This is a genomic window from Pseudomonas sp. BNK-30 (genome assembly GCF_047456185.1).
Classification (GTDB): Bacteria; Pseudomonadota; Gammaproteobacteria; order Pseudomonadales; family Pseudomonadaceae; genus Aquipseudomonas; species Aquipseudomonas putida_E.
The window spans coordinates 3,353,471-3,367,623 of record NZ_CP179904.1 but is presented as its reverse complement, the minus strand read 5'-3'; the positions used below and the strand labels follow the sequence as shown (position 1 = coordinate 3,367,623).

Genomic DNA, 14,153 nt, shown 5'->3' with positions numbered 1-14,153 from the left:
CGGGGTAAGCATGGCAGTGGATCTGACCAGCATTGTGCTGGGCTTGGTGGCAGGCGCCTTGCCTTGCCTGGTTTGGGTCATGCAGGTGCAGCGCCGTCAGGCTGCCCGCCAAAGCGAGCGGGCCTTGCTCGAAGAACGCCTCAATGGCGCCCTGCTGGCCCAGGCCGGCCTGCAGGCGCAACTGGATGCCAGCCGGGACGAGGTCAGTGACCTCAGCGAAGCCAACACGCTCAAGCAGGCCCAACTGGCCGCCCAGGGCCGCGAACTCGAGCTGCTGCAGATTGACCGCGACAATGCCCGAGACGCTGCCCACGCCTGGCACCTCGAACGCGTCAACCGGGAAGCCGAACAGCGTCGCCTGGAGGCCCAGGCAGCACGCCTGGAAGCTGAGCTGCGTGAGCAGCAGGACAGCCATCAGCAGCGCCTTGAAGACCTGCAGGAAGCCCGCGATACCCTGCGTGCGCAGTTCGCCGACCTGGCCACGAAAATCTTCGACGAACGCGAGCAGCGTTTCGCACAGACCAGCCAGCAGCACTTGGGCCAGTTGCTCGACCCGCTCAAGGAGCGCATCCAGGCCTTCGAAAAGCGTGTCGAGGAGAGCTACCAGCAGGAAGCCCGTGAGCGTTTTTCCCTGGGCAAGGAACTGGAACGCCTGCAGCAACTCAACCTGCGCCTGTCCGACGAAGCCACCAACCTTACCCAGGCGCTCAAGGGCCAGAAAACCCAGGGCAACTGGGGTGAGTTGATTCTCGAGCGTGTGCTCGAGCATGCCGGGCTGGAAAAGGGCCGCGAGTACCAGACCCAGGTCAGCCTCAAGAGCGCCGATGGGGAGCGCTTCCAGCCAGACGTATTGATCATGTTGCCGGGTGACAAGCAGGTGGTGGTCGATGCCAAGGTCAGCCTCACTGCCTACCAGCAGTTTGTCAGCAGCAATGATGAAAGCGCGCTGAAGCAGCACGTACAGTCGCTGCGCAGCCACGTGAAAGGGCTGTCGAGCAAGGACTACAGCCGCCTGGAAGGCCTGCACAGCCTGGATTTCGTGCTGTTGTTCGTGCCCATCGAGGCCGCGTTCTCGGCAGCCCTGCAGGCCGAGCCGAACCTGTTCCAGGAGGCCTTCGACCGGCAGATCGTGATCGTCAGCCCGACCACTTTGCTCGCTACCCTGAGGGTGATCGACAGCTTATGGAAGCAAGAGCGCCAGGGGCAGAATGCCCGCGAGATCGCCGAACGCGCCGGTTGGCTGTATGACAAGTTCGTGCTGTTCATCCAGGACCTTGACGAGCTGGGCAATCGCCTGCAGCAGGTCGACAAGGCCTATGCCGCAGCGCGCAACAAACTCTGTGAAGGGCGTGGCAACCTGGTCAGCCGCAGTGAGCAGCTCAAGCTGCTCGGCGCCCGTGCCAGCAAGAGCCTGCCGGCCGACTTGCTGGAGCGGGCACTGACGGATGAAGCGGTGCCGGACGAGGCGGTTACTGAACCAGGCTCAGATGGCGATTGAGCAGTGCGCGCAAGGCCGCCGGCTTGACCGGCTTGGCCAGGTAATCGAGGCCTGCGGCATGCACCGTGGCCAAGGTTTCCTTGCTGCCGTCGGCGCTGATCACCACCCCAGGCACCGGCTCGCCCAAGCGGGCGCGTAGCCAGCCCATCAGCCCGGTTCCGGTTTCGCCGTCATCCAGGTGATAGTCCACCAGCGCCAGGTGCGGGCGCATGCCCTGCGCCAGCAACGCCTCGCAGTCGGCGCGGTTGCGCGCTGTCCACACCTGGCAGCCCCAGCGGCTGAGCAGGCTGTTCATGCCGATCAGGATGCTGTCTTCGTTGTCGATGCACAGCACCTGCAGCCCGGCCAGCGGCTGGCTGGCTTGCTCCACCGGTGCGCTCGGCGCGGCTACGGCCTGGCGGGCGATCGGTACGTTGACGCGGAACACGGTGCCTTTGCCCGGCCATGAGCGCACCTGCAGCGTGTGGCCGAGCACCCGGCACAGGCCATCGGCAATCGCCAGGCCCAGCCCCAGGCCCTTTTCGGCGCGGGTCTGGTGGCTGTCCAGGCGCTTGAATTCCTGGAAGATGACCTGCAGCTTGTCGTCGGCGATGCCCGGGCCGCGGTCCCACACCTCCAGCCACAGCCGTTCGCCCTGGCGCCGGGCGCCCAGCAGGATCGGGCTCTTGCCGTAGCGCAGGGCGTTGGTAAGGAAGTTCTGCAGCACCCGGCGTAGCAGCCTCATGTCACTGTCGATCCGCAGGCGGCTACCGCGCAAGCGGAACTCCAGCCCCTTCTCGGCGGCCAGGACCTTGAACTCCGCACCCAGCGTGTCGAACAGCTCATTCAGGGCAAACGGCTTGATGTCGGGGGTGATCTTGCCGTTTTCCAGGCGCGAGATATCCAGCAGGTCGCTGATCAGCTCTTCGGCCGAACGCAGCGAGCTGTCCATGTGCTGCACCAACTGTTGGGCCTCGTCGTTCATGCCCCCGGCCTGCTGCGACAAGGCGGCGGAGAACAGCCGCGCGGCGTTGAGCGGTTGCATCAGGTCATGGCTGACCGCCGCCAGGAAGCGGGTCTTGGACTTGCTGACCGCTTCGGCCTGGCTTTTGGCCTCCGACAGGGCCTGGTTGAGTTGCGACAGCTCGTGGGTGCGTTCGGCCACCCGCTGTTCAAGGCGCTCGTTGGCATCGCGCAACGCCTGTTCGGCCTCGCGGAACGGGGTGATGTCGGTGAAGCTCATCACAAAGCCGCCCCCGGGCATCGGGTTGCCGATCAGTTCGATCACCCGGCCATTGGGGAACAGCCGCTCGGACGAATGCGCACGGCCTTGGCGCATCCAGTGCAGGCGCCGCGCCACATGCACCTGTGCCTCGCCCGGGCCGCACAGGCCGCGTTCGGCGTTGTAACGGATGATGTCGGCGATCGGCCGGCCGACGCTGATCAAGCCGTCGGGGTAGTTGAACAGCTCCAGGTAGCGGCGGTTCCAGGCCACCAGGTGCAGGTTCTGGTCGACCACACTGATGCCCTGGTTGATGTTCTCGATGGCGCCTTGCAGCAGCGCGCGGTTGAACTGCAGCACTTCGCTGGCTTCGTCGGCGATCCGCACCACGTCTTCAAGCTGCATGTCGCGGCCTTCGATGGCAGCCTTGACCACGGCGCGGGTCGAGGAGCTGCCGAGCACCCCGGCGAGCAGGCGCTCGGTGTGTTCGATCCAGTCGCCGTCAGCGTTCTGGTTGGGGTTGAAGCCTTTGCCCTGGCGATAGGCAAAGCGGATGAAGCTTTGCCGCGCACGTTCCTCACCGACAAAGCGCGAGGCCAGCGTCAGCAGGTCATCGATCTGCACCGCCAGCAGCGGTTTGCCGTTGGGGCGGGCACTGGTCTGCTGGCCGATGAAGCGCCCGGCCTGCCAGTGCTCCGAGACGCGCGTGCGTGACAGCATCGAGACCCAGGCGAACAAGGTGAAGTTGCCCGCCAGTGACAGCACCACGCCCTGGGTGAGCGGCGTGATCGGCAGGCCCAGCGGGTTGCCGTGCAGCCACGCCAGGCCCGGGAACAGCTGCAGCGACCAGCCCAGGCTGTGGGCGGCGATCGGCAGCACCAGGGTGTAGAACCACAGGAATATACCCGCAGCGAGGCCGGCGAACACGCCACGGCGGTTGGCTTGCTTCCAGTACAGCGCACCGAGCATGGCTGGAGTGAGTTGGGTCACGGCGGCGAAGGCAATCTGGCCGATGGTTGCAAGGCTTGCGGTAGAGCCAAGCAGGCGATAGCTGACATAGGCCAGCAGCAGGATGACCACGATGGTCACCCGGCGCACCGACAGCATCCAGTGGCGGAACACCTCGAAAGGCCGCTCTGCGTTATTGCGGCGCAATAGCCACGGCAGCAGCATGTCGTTGGAGACCATGGTCGACAACGCCACGGCCTCGACGATGACCATGCCGGTGGCGGCCGAGGCACCGCCGATGAAGGCCAGCAAGGCCAGGCTCGGGTGCGCTTCGGCCAACGGCAGGCTGATCACGAAGGAATCGGAAATCACCGTACCTGGCAGCAGCATTTGCCCAGCCAAGGCAATGGGCACCACGAACAGTGCGGCCAGGGCCAGGTACATCGGGAACACCCAGCGCGCCAGGCGCATGTCCTGTGGCTCGATGTTCTCCACCACGGTCACGTGGAACTGCCGGGGCAGGCAGATGATCGCCATCATCGCCACGGCGGTCTGCACCACCATCGATGGCCAGTTGATCGTCTCCTGCCAGTAGCTGTCCAGCAGCACCGACTGGCGTGCCTGGGTGAACAGGTCGTCAAACCCGTCGTACAGGTTGAACACCACGAACACGCCGACGGCGAGGAAGGCCAGCAACTTGATCAGCGACTCGAACGCGATGGCCAGGACCATGCCGCGGTGGTGTTCGGTAACGTCGAGGCTGCGCGTGCCAAAGACGATGGCGAACAGCGCCAGTACCAGCGACACCACCAGCGCGGTGTCCTGTACGCGGGTGCCGGTGGCGTCGGCATTCGCGCCGATCAGCAGGTTGACACCGAGCACGATGCCTTTGAGCTGCAAAGCGATGTAGGGCAGCACCCCGACAAGACAGATCAGCGCCACCACCACGGCCAGGGTCTGCGACTTGCCGTAGCGCGCAGCGATGAAGTCGGCGATCGAGGTGATGTTCTGCTGCTTGCTGATCAGCACCATCTTCTGCAGCACCCAGGGTGCGAAGATCAGCAGCAGGATCGGGCCCAGGTAGATCGGCAGGAACGCCCAAAGCTGCTCGGCCGCCTGGCCGACCGCACCGAAGAAAGTCCAGCTGGTGCAGTACACCGCCAGGGACAGGCTGTACACCCAGGCGCGCAGCCGCGGCGGCAATGGTGTGCTGCGGCGGTCGCCGTAGAAGGCGATGGCGAACATGACGGCCATGTAGGCCAGGGCGACCAGGGCGATCAGCCCGCTGGACAACGACATGAAGACTCCGGAGCAAAAAAAGTAACGCGGTCCCGATCAGTCAGTCTGGCACGCAGGCACAGGTTCGTCAGCGCCGACGATGGTCGCAGTGGCGTGTCGTCGCAGGGCCGGGCACATCAGCCTGTGCCGGTGCCCGGCAATGCCCGCCATCGCCTCAGGAAATGTCGATCTGGTAGCGGAAGCCTTCTGCTGCTGCCTGGGACACGCGGTACTCCAGCGGGTTGCGGTCGTAACCCAGGGCCGTGCGCTGGATTATCACCACGGGCGCACCTTCCTCGATTGCCAGGTGGCGGGCACTGGCGGCATCGGCAGTACCGACTGTCAGTGTTTCCTTGGCCGAGGCTACGCACTGGCCACAGTGGGACTCGTAGAAAGGGTAGAGCAGGTCGCCGAAGGCCTCTGCATCGATATCCAGCAGGGCCATGAAACGCGCAGCCGGTAGCCAGATCTGCTCATGAAACAGCGGGCGGCCATCTACCAGGCGCAGGCGCTCGAGCCAGATGACCTGTTCTGCGTCGCCCAGCCCAAGGGCTTTGCTGACTTCAGCCGGCGGCTCGCGCAACTGCTTTTCCAGTATGCGGCTGATCGGCACCAGGCGCTGGCCGGTCGAATCCACCTGTCGGAAAAACCGAAACAGTGAACCCTCGAAGTCAGGGCGCCGCACGAAGGTGCCGCGGCCCTGGCTGCGCAACAGCAGGCCTTCATTGACCAAGGTGTCGACCGCCTTGCGCACAGTGCCGATGGCGACACCGTAGAGGCGGGTCAGCTCCGTTTCAGTAGGTATCGGTGCACCCGGTAGCCACTGCCCGGCGGCGATCCTGGCGAGGATTTCTTCCCGTACTTGCTGATAAAGCGGTAGGCGCGGGTCTTGTCCGAGTATCCCGTTACTCATTGTGCGAAGGGTCCATGGCTGACGAGTTGGCGCTACTTTACCACCCGGGGCTCGATTGACAGAGTCGGTCGACTGAAGATATGGTCATATATTCATATATATGACTGCATGTTTGTATAAAAACACAGCGCTTCAGCTGCCATAACAATCGACCAGGGTTCGCTTCATGACCAACCCCTATCTGCCCGCCATCACCGGCGTCGATACCCATGCCCATATCTTTCGCCAAGACCTGCCGATGGTGGCCAACCGTCGCTACAGCCCGGACTACGATGCGCTGATCGAGCAGTACCTTGCTCACCTGGATCAGCATGGCCTGTCCCATGGCGTACTGATCCAGCCCAGTTTCCTGGGCACCGACAACAGCTTCATGGTCCAGGCCCTGCGCCGCTTTCCAGAGCGCCTGCGCGCTGTGGCGGTCGTCGATGCGACGGTCAGCGATCAGCAGCTGGATGCGCTGGCTGACGTTGGCGTGGTCGGCATCCGCCTGAACCTGATCGGCAAGCACCTGGCAGACTATGCCGGGCCCGAGTGGACCGCATTGTTCAAACGCCTGGCTGCGCGCAGCTGGCAGGTGGAAATCCAGCGTGGTTTCGATGACCTGGCATTGATCGTGCCGGCGATCCTCGCCTGTGGCGTGGATGTGGTGGTCGATCATTTTGGTCTGCCTGGCGAAGGGATCGACCCGCGAAAGGACAGCCACCGCACTTTCCTTCACCTGCTCAGCGAACCGAAGCTGTGGCTGAAGCTGTCTGCCGGGTATCGCAGCCAGACCGATCTGGCCAAAGCGCAGGTACTTCTGGCGCAGATACGGCAAGCGGCGGGTGGCCTGGAGCGCTTGCTGTGGGGTAGCGACTGGCCCAATACCCAGTTCGAACGCCAGACCAGCTACGCCGATCAGTATGCCTTCTTCGAAGCGCTGCTCCCCGATGTGGGCGAGCGTGCCCAGGTGCTGAGACTCAACCCGGCGAAGCTGTTCGGCTTCGACCGTTCGCGCTGATACTTACACAATAACAACAGGACACTTTCAACATGATGAGCATGCTCGTCGTCGCGGCCATCGTCGTCGCCGTGGCCCTCGGTTACAAGACCAAGATCAACATCGGCCTTTTTGCCATCGCCTTTGCCTATCTGATCGGCTGTTTCGGCATGGGCCTGAGCCCTTCGGAGGTCATCGGCCTGTGGCCGCTCAAGATCTTCTTCGTGATCTTCTCGGTCTGCCTGTTCTACAGCTTCGCCACGGTCAATGGCACCTTGGAGAAGCTGGCCGAGCACCTTATCTACCGCTGCCGGGCAGTGCCGCAGTTGCTGCCGTTCGCCGTGTTCTTCGCCGCCACCGTGATCGCCGCGATGGGGGCGGGGTACTACACCGTGCTGGCGTTCATGGCGCCGATTACCCTGCTGCTGTGCGAGCGTACCCGCATGAGCCTGATCGTCGGCGGCATGGCCGTGAACTATGGCGCGCTCAGCGGGGCCAACTTCATGTCCAGCCAGAGCGGCATCATCTTCCGCGGGCTGATGACCAATGCCGGCGTGAGCGACAACCAGGCTTTCATCAACGCGGCCGGTATCTTCGTCAGCACCTTGGTCATCCCATTGCTGGTGATCGGGGTATTCGTCTTCCTCACCGGCCATGGCCGCGCGTTGAAGGCGTCTGCCATTGCTGTCGAGGCGCCAGCGGCGCTCAACAGCCAGCAGCGAACCACGTTGTGGTTGACCCTGGCGATGATGCTGATGGTGCTGGCTGCGCCGGTGGCCAGCATCGCCCTGCCGGGCAATGCCACGGTAGCCTTCATCAACGCCAAGGTGGATATCGGCCTGATCGCCAGCCTGTTCTCGGTGATCGCCCTGTTGCTCAAGCTCGGTGACGAACGCAAGGCCATGGCGACCGTGCCCTGGGGCACGCTGATCATGATCTGTGGTGTGGGCATGCTGATTTCCGTGGCGATCAAGGCCGGCACCATCGACATTCTCGCCTCCTGGATCGGCACCAGCATCCCGCCAATCATGGTGCCGGTGGTATTCGGTGCGGTGGCGGCATTCATGTCCATCTTCTCCAGCACCTTGGGCGTCGTGACGCCGGCGCTGTTCCCCATGGTGCTGCCGATTGCACAGAACATGGGTATCGAGCCCATGATCCTGTTCATTGCCATCGTTGCGGGTGCCCAAGCCACCTCGATCTCGCCGTTTTCCTCCGGCGGCAGCCTGATTCTGGGCTCCTGCAGCAACGAGAAGAGCCGCGCTTCGTTGTTCCCGCAGTTGCTGTTCAAGGCGGCGCCCATCGGCTTCGTGGCGGCGCTGGCGTTCAATGTGCTGCTGACCTTCGTGCTCTGACGTTCAAAAGCATGAAAAAAAACCGCAGCCTGGCTGCGGTTTTTTCATGCCTGTCGTTGCAGTGACTAGAACCGGAACCGGCTGATCATCTGCTGCAACTGCCCACCCAGGCGCGCCAGCTCGACACTGGAAGCGGACGTCTGCTGGCTGGCCTGCGCCGTCTGCTCGGAAATATCCCTCACTGTCACCACGCTACGGCTGATCTCTTCGGCCACCGCGCTCTGCTGCTCGGAAGCCGCAGCAATCTGCTGGTTCATCGATTGAATCCCCGAAACGCGTTGGGTTATGCCTTCCAGCGCTACCCCGGCTTCACGCACCAGCGCCACGCTGCTCTGGGTCAGGCTCTGGCTTTCGTCCATCAGTTCGCTCACTGAGCGGGTGCCTTCTTCCAGGCTGCCGATGGCCGACTCGATTTCCAGGGTCGACGCCTGGGTACGTTGCGCCAGGCTGCGCACTTCATCGGCCACCACGGCAAAGCCACGGCCAGCCTCACCAGCGCGTGCTGCTTCGATCGCGGCATTGAGCGCCAGCAGGTTGGTCTGCTCCGCCACTGCCTTGATAACGTCCATGACCTTGCCGATACGCTGGCTCTCGTTGCGTAGCGCACCCATGGCTTGGCCAGTGGCGTCCACCTGGTTGGCCAGCCGGCCGATCTGCGCGACGGCGCGGTTGGCCACACTTTCCCCTTCGCGTGCTTCCTCGTCCGTGGCACTGGCGGCCTGCGAGGCCTCACCGGCGTTGCGCGCCACTTCATGCACGGTGGCGGCCATTTCCTGCATGGCCGTGGCAACCTGATCGGTTTCCACTTTCTGGCTGCTGGCGCCGGCGCTGGTCTGCTCGGTGATGGCCGACAGTTCTTCGGTGGCACTGGCAATCTGCGAAATACCGTCGCGCACCTGCGCGATCAAGTCGCGCAGGTTGCCGGTCATGCCCTGCAAGGCATTTTGCAACTGGCCGACTTCGTCGCGGCGGCGGCTGGCCGGTTGCTCGCTGAGGTCTCCGGCGGCTACCTGCTGCATGGCACGCAAGGCCTGCTGCAGCGGCGCGCTGATCTGGCGGGCGATGATGAGCGCGGCGAAGATACCCATGAGCAGCGCCAGCAGCGTGGTGAAGATCTGCAGGTTCTTGGCGAACTGGCTATCACTGACCACCGATACCGCCTGGGCGTCGAGCAGTTCGCCGATCAGGCCTGTGAGCGTGTTTATGTCGCTGGCCATGGCGTTGCGGCACGCGACCAGCTTGCTCACTTCTCCACGGAAAGCTTCGACCGCCTCGGCATAGGCGCGAACCTGTTGGTTCAGGGTGGCGAACTGTGCGTCGAAGCTGCCATTGAAACGCGCCACCAGGCCTGGCAACTCGTTCACCGTGGTGGCGATCTGTGCGTTCATCAGTTTTTCGGTGTCGGCGTTGGTGTTACCGGTGTAGCCGCGTACGTGGTAGCGGAGCAGGATCAGGTTCTCGCGGATCTGGTTGATCGCTTCGCTGCGTACTACACGTTGCTCGGCATCGGGCAGGGCGCGTACCTGGGTGCGAATGGTCTCGATGCTGGCGAACGAACGGGTGGCAAGGGCGCCCATTTCCTTTTGTGCCGCGCGCATTTTCTGGTACGACTGGAAGCTCTGCGCCTGGTTGGCGGCATACCCGCGAAGGGTCTGCTCGGCCTTGTCGATCAGCGCCAGGCTCTGTGGCTTGACCAAGGTCCCGCGCAGCTTCGCCAGCGGCGTCTGGAACGCTTCAAGCGCGCCCTGCAACGCCTTGCCTTCGTTTTCTGCGCCATTGGCGATGGCGTGGCGCAGGCGCGCCTCACGCAGGTCGCCCAAGGCATCGTTGAGGCGCGACACCTCACTGACCACCTCGCTGCGGCGTACCAGGCTGCCCATGCCTTCCCAGCTGATCAGCGACTGGAGCAAGGTCAGGCCCAGCACCAGGCCGAAACCGAGGAAGAGTTTGTGGGCGATCCTGAGGTCGCCTATCCAGGTAAGCATGCTGCTGAGCTCCTTTTCTTGTGCGTTGGAGGAGACCGGAGGTCCGTTCCTTCTGGTAGATACAGTCATCTATATGTTTAATCGGCAGATGTAACAAAATCTGAACACTGATATCAAGAAGATTGGCGTCAAAATGCCATCATGCGGCGCCGCGGGCGCTGTGCCCGACGTGCCTGGCTTGCCAGCAACAGGCGTTCCCGTGCAAATTTGTGGCTTATCGCGGCCTGCGTGCCTCAAATGACAAAAGCCCCTCAGGGAACAAGGACGATGAGTCATTCCTCGCAATTCACCTTGCTCGGCAAGCGGCGCTTCCTGCCGTTTTTCATCACCCAGTCGCTGGGTGCCTTCAACGACAACCTGTTCAAGCAGTCGCTGATCCTGGCGATCCTGTTCAAGCTCAGCCTTGGCGACGGGGACCGCTCGATCTGGGTCAACCTTTGCGCGCTGCTGTTCATCCTGCCGTTCTTCCTGTTTTCGGCACTGGGCGGGCAGTTTGGCGAGAAGTTCGCCAAGGACGCCTTGATCCGCGCGATCAAGCTGGCCGAAATTGCCATCATGGCCATCGGTGCGCTCGGTTTTGTCAGCGATAACCTGCTGCTGATGCTGGTGGCGCTGTTCTGCATGGGCACCCATTCGGCGCTGTTCGGCCCGGTGAAGTATTCGATCCTGCCCCAGGCGCTGCGTGAAGAAGAGTTGGTGGGTGGCAACGGCCTGGTGGAGATGGGCACCTTCCTCGCCATTCTCGCCGGCACCATTGGCGCCGGGGTGATGATGGCCAGCGACAGCTACGCCACGGTGGTGGCGGGCGGGGTGGTGGGCACCGCAGTGCTGGGCTACCTGGCCAGCCGCTGGGTCCCGCGTGCGGCGGCCGTATCACCGCAAATGCCACTGGACTGGAACATCTTCAAGCAGTCGTGGGTGATCCTGCGCATGGGGTTGGGGCAACCGCCCGCGGTGTCGCGTTCGATCGTCGGCAACTCGTGGTTCTGGTTCGTCGGCGCCATCTACCTGACCCAGATCCCGGCCTACGCCAAGGATTGGCTGCATGGTGACGGCACGGTGGTGACCTTGGTGCTGACCCTGTTCTCGGTGGGTATCGCCTTGGGCTCGTTATTGTGTGAGCGGCTCAGTGGGCGCAAGGTCGAGATTGGCCTGGTGCCTTTCGGCTCGTTTGGCCTGACGCTGTTCGGGCTGCTCTGGTGGTGGCACTCCGGTGATGTGCCGGCCGGCGCAGCGCCGCACGACTGGCTGGCACTGCTGGGCATGAGCCAGGCCTGGTGGATCCTGGTGTCGATCGTCGGCCTTGGGGTATTCGGCGGCTTCTATATCGTGCCGCTGTACGCGCTGATCCAGGCGCGCACCGCCGAGGGCCAGCGCGCGCGAGTCATCGCCGCCAACAATATTCTCAATGCCTTGTTCATGGTGGTGTCGGCCATCCTCACCATCGTCCTGCTGGGCCTTGCGGACCTGAGCATCCCGCAGCTGTTCCTGGTGGTGTCGCTGCTCAATATCCTGGTCAACGCTTACATCTTCAGGATCGTGCCCGAGTTCACCATGCGCTTTTTGATCTGGCTGTTGAGCCACTCGATGTACCGCGTGGAGCATCGCGGCCTCGAGCGCATCCCCGACGAAGGCGCAGCGTTGCTGGTGTGCAACCATGTGTCATTCGTGGACGCGCTGCTGCTCGGCGGGGCGATCCGCCGCCCGATCCGGTTCGTGATGTACTACAAGATCTACAACCTGCCGGTGCTCAATTTCGTGTTCCGCACCGCAGGTGCCATCCCGATTGCCGGGCGCAATGAAGACCAGGCCACTTACGAACGCGCGTTCGCCCGTATCGCCGAGTACCTGGCGGCGGGGGAGGTGGTGTGCATTTTCCCGGAAGGCAAGTTGACCGGCGATGGCGAGATCGATGTGTTCCGCGGTGGTGTCAGCCGCATTCTCGAAGAAACGCCGGTGCCGGTGATTCCACTGGCGCTGCAGGGGCTGTGGGGCAGTTTCTTCAGCCGCGATCCGGGCAAGGGGTTCTTCAAGCGCTTGTGGTCGCGGGTGACCATCGTCGCCGGAGCGTCCATCCCGGTGGAGGTGGCGCAGCCTGAGTTGCTGCGTGAGCAGGTCAGCCGCTTGCGCGGCGACCTGCGTTAGGCATAAGCCGTCAGCTGGCGCTGACTTTCAGGCCGATCAGGCCGGTAACGATCAGCGCCACACTGACCAGCCGCACCAGGGCCATGGATTCACCGAACAGGATGATCCCGGCGATCACTGTGCCGACGGCACCCACGCCGGTCCAGATGGCATAGGCGGTGCCCAGCGGCAGCTCTTTCATGGCCAGGCCCAGCAGGCCCAGGCTGATGACCATGGCGCCGACGGTTAGCACGGTGGGAAGCGGGCGGGTGAAACCGTCGGTGTATTTGAGGCCGACAGCCCAGCCGACTTCGAACAGGCCGGCGAAGAACAGGATGATCCAGGACATGAGTGAGTCTCCATCGTTTGAATGATGGGGCCGTCCCCGGAATGGTCACGCGGTGCGTCGTGAGGTCGTCCTCACCGTGGGCATGATAGTGCAGCTGCAAGCTGCAAGCTGCAAGCAGTACGGCGTCGTTTTGGGCGCCGCGGTACCGCTTTTGATTTTTCTTGCAGCTTGCAGCTCCAAGCCGCGTCAGACCCCTTGCGGAATCTCTTCGCCGCCCAGCGCTTCGAACAGCACCGGCAGGAATTCGCTGAAGGTCATCATCATCAGCAGGAAGCTGGCATCGAACTGCTGCGCCGCTTCATCGCCGCCATCCTGTTCGGCCTGCTCCTGCAGCAACTCCTCGAACTTCAGGCGCTTGATCACCATCTTGTCGTCGAGCACGAACGACAGCTTGTCCTGCCAGGCCAGGGCCAGCTGGGTGACCACCTTGCCAGTGCTCAGGTGCAGCTGGATTTCCTCGCCGGTCAGGTCCTGGCGCTTGCAGCGCACGATGCCGCCATCTTCGGCGGTGTCGCGCAACTCGCATTCATCCAGCACATAGAAACCTTCGGCAGCCTGCTGCGACTTGACCCAGTCGGTCATGGTCGCGGCCGGTGCGATCTTGACCGTGGCAGGGCGCACCGGCAGCGAGCCCATCACCTCACGCAGGGTCGACAGCAGGTCTTCGGCGCGCTTGGCGCTGGCCGAGTTGACCAGGATCATGCCCAGGCGCGGGGCGATGGCGGCGAAGATCATCGAGCGGCGGATGAACGCGCGCGGCAGGAAGGCCTGGATGATCTCGTCCTTGATCTGGTCGCGTTCCTTTTTATAGACCTTGCGCATCTGCTCGGTCTCGATCTCTTCGACCTTCTCTTTGACAGCATCGTTTACGACGCTGCTTGGCAGGATGCGTTCTTCCTTGCGCGCGGCAATCAGCAGGAACTCGCCGCTGACGTGCACCAGGGGAGCGTCTTCGCCTTTGCCGAACGGCGCGACGAAACCATAAGTGGTCAGCTCCTGGCTGGCGCAGGGGCGGGCCGGCTTGCTGGCCAGGGCGGCCTCCAGTGCTTCAGCCTCGAACGGGACATCCTGGGTCAGGCGGTAGGTCAGCAGGTTCTTGAACCACATGAGGGTGAGTCTCTCCTTAATGCATAAGGGGGGCATTATTCTCCGTGCAGCCGTTCCAGGCCAGCCCTGTCATCGGGCCAGCAGCCATATAGAGGAAAGAAACCGTAGACGGCGCTAGGTCTTTGAAAGGCCTGAGAATTTTTTTTAGAAAAGTTGAAAAATGTGCTTGCCAGGGTGGCGCTCCCTCCGTAGAATGCGCGCCACACCGAGACGAAGGGTGATTAGCTCAGCCGGGAGAGCATCTGCCTTACAAGCAGAGGGTCGGCGGTTCGATCCCGTCATCACCCACCACTCGATGTATAGCGCAGCGGTAGTTCAGTCGGTTAGAATACCGGCCTGTCACGCCGGGGGTCGCGGGTTCGAGTCCCGTCCGCTGCGCCATATTCCACTTCCAGGGCCCACTGAACACCCGGAAG

At 63.1% G+C, this 14,153-nt stretch carries 9 protein-coding genes, 2 tRNA genes and 1 pseudogene; 6 read left to right on the top strand and 6 right to left on the bottom strand.

Annotated features, from left to right (window positions below; all coding sequences use genetic code 11):
* Positions 1-124 precede the first annotated feature (124 nt).
* Positions 125-1,498, top strand: a complete 1,374-nt coding sequence (gene rmuC / locus ACMGGN_RS15645; protein ID WP_414156840.1) for a DNA recombination protein RmuC — start codon at positions 125-127, stop codon at positions 1,496-1,498.
* On the opposite strand, the gene ACMGGN_RS15640 is transcribed toward rmuC, so the two are convergent.
* Positions 1,470-4,946 (bottom strand): hybrid sensor histidine kinase/response regulator, encoded by a 3,477-nt coding sequence (locus ACMGGN_RS15640; protein WP_125924953.1) that lies wholly within the window; start codon positions 4,944-4,946, stop codon positions 1,470-1,472. The genes rmuC and ACMGGN_RS15640 overlap by 29 nt on opposite strands.
* 154 nt (positions 4,947-5,100) lie before the next feature.
* The gene (locus ACMGGN_RS15635) at positions 5,101-5,838 is read right to left on the bottom strand and encodes a GntR family transcriptional regulator (RefSeq protein ID WP_115272964.1); all 738 of its coding nucleotides are present in this window, start codon (positions 5,836-5,838) and stop codon (positions 5,101-5,103) included.
* A 166-nt stretch (positions 5,839-6,004) separates the two neighbouring features.
* Here ACMGGN_RS15635 and ACMGGN_RS15630 point away from each other — a divergent pair, with 166 nt between their 5' ends.
* Positions 6,005-6,838, top strand: coding sequence for an amidohydrolase family protein (locus ACMGGN_RS15630; protein ID WP_115272963.1), 834 nt, complete (start codon positions 6,005-6,007; stop codon positions 6,836-6,838).
* A 32-nt stretch (positions 6,839-6,870) separates the two neighbouring features.
* Positions 6,871-8,172, top strand: a complete 1,302-nt coding sequence (locus ACMGGN_RS15625; protein ID WP_119688416.1) for an SLC13 family permease — start codon at positions 6,871-6,873, stop codon at positions 8,170-8,172.
* 65 nt (positions 8,173-8,237) lie between these two features.
* Here the strand turns inward: ACMGGN_RS15625 and ACMGGN_RS15620 are convergent, their stop codons facing one another.
* Together ACMGGN_RS15620 and ACMGGN_RS15615 are read right to left on the bottom strand one after the other, a co-directional pair.
* The gene (locus tag ACMGGN_RS15620) at positions 8,238-8,951 is read right to left on the bottom strand and encodes a methyl-accepting chemotaxis protein (protein ID WP_371316832.1); all 714 of its coding nucleotides are present in this window, start codon (positions 8,949-8,951) and stop codon (positions 8,238-8,240) included.
* Positions 8,952-9,092: 141 nt separating this feature from the next.
* Positions 9,093-10,052: pseudogene (locus ACMGGN_RS15615) on the bottom strand (methyl-accepting chemotaxis protein); the annotation flags it as partial.
* Between the two features lie 372 nt (positions 10,053-10,424).
* Between ACMGGN_RS15615 and ACMGGN_RS15610 the strand changes: the two are divergent.
* Entirely contained in the window at positions 10,425-12,302 is a 1,878-nt protein-coding gene (locus tag ACMGGN_RS15610; protein ID WP_346640979.1) for a 1-acyl-sn-glycerol-3-phosphate acyltransferase, read from the top strand.
* 10 nt (positions 12,303-12,312) lie between these two features.
* Here ACMGGN_RS15610 and sugE read toward each other — a convergent pair whose 3' ends face one another.
* Together sugE and rdgC are read right to left on the bottom strand one after the other, a co-directional pair.
* Positions 12,313-12,630: a quaternary ammonium compound efflux SMR transporter SugE gene (sugE, locus tag ACMGGN_RS15605; RefSeq protein ID WP_012313171.1), complete on the bottom strand. Its 318-nt coding sequence runs from the start codon at positions 12,628-12,630 to the stop codon at positions 12,313-12,315.
* A 186-nt stretch (positions 12,631-12,816) separates the two neighbouring features.
* A complete protein-coding gene (gene rdgC, locus ACMGGN_RS15600; protein WP_046787424.1) occupies positions 12,817-13,737 on the bottom strand; it encodes a recombination-associated protein RdgC in 921 nt (306 codons plus the stop codon).
* A gap of 215 nt (positions 13,738-13,952) precedes the next feature.
* On the opposite strand from rdgC, the gene ACMGGN_RS15595 reads away from it, so the two are divergent.
* Both ACMGGN_RS15595 and ACMGGN_RS15590 read left to right on the top strand, forming a co-directional pair.
* Positions 13,953-14,028, top strand: a tRNA-Val gene (locus ACMGGN_RS15595).
* Positions 14,029-14,041: 13 nt separating this feature from the next.
* Positions 14,042-14,118, top strand: a tRNA-Asp gene (locus ACMGGN_RS15590).
* Positions 14,119-14,153: the final 35 nt, after the last annotated feature.

Coding starts and splice junctions, on each gene's coding strand:
- ACMGGN_RS15635 (WP_115272964.1), bottom strand. CDS start 5,838: ATGAGTAACGGGATACTCGGACAAGACCCGCGCCTACCGCTTTATCAG.
- sugE (WP_012313171.1), bottom strand. CDS start 12,630: ATGTCCTGGATCATCCTGTTCTTCGCCGGCCTGTTCGAAGTCGGCTGG.
- ACMGGN_RS15610 (WP_346640979.1), top strand. CDS start 10,425: ATGAGTCATTCCTCGCAATTCACCTTGCTCGGCAAGCGGCGCTTCCTG.
- rdgC (WP_046787424.1), bottom strand. CDS start 13,737: ATGTGGTTCAAGAACCTGCTGACCTACCGCCTGACCCAGGATGTCCCG.
- ACMGGN_RS15620 (WP_371316832.1), bottom strand. CDS start 8,951: ATGCAGGAAATGGCCGCCACCGTGCATGAAGTGGCGCGCAACGCCGGT.
- ACMGGN_RS15630 (WP_115272963.1), top strand. CDS start 6,005: ATGACCAACCCCTATCTGCCCGCCATCACCGGCGTCGATACCCATGCC.
- ACMGGN_RS15625 (WP_119688416.1), top strand. CDS start 6,871: ATGATGAGCATGCTCGTCGTCGCGGCCATCGTCGTCGCCGTGGCCCTC.
- ACMGGN_RS15640 (WP_125924953.1), bottom strand. CDS start 4,946: ATGTCGTTGTCCAGCGGGCTGATCGCCCTGGTCGCCCTGGCCTACATG.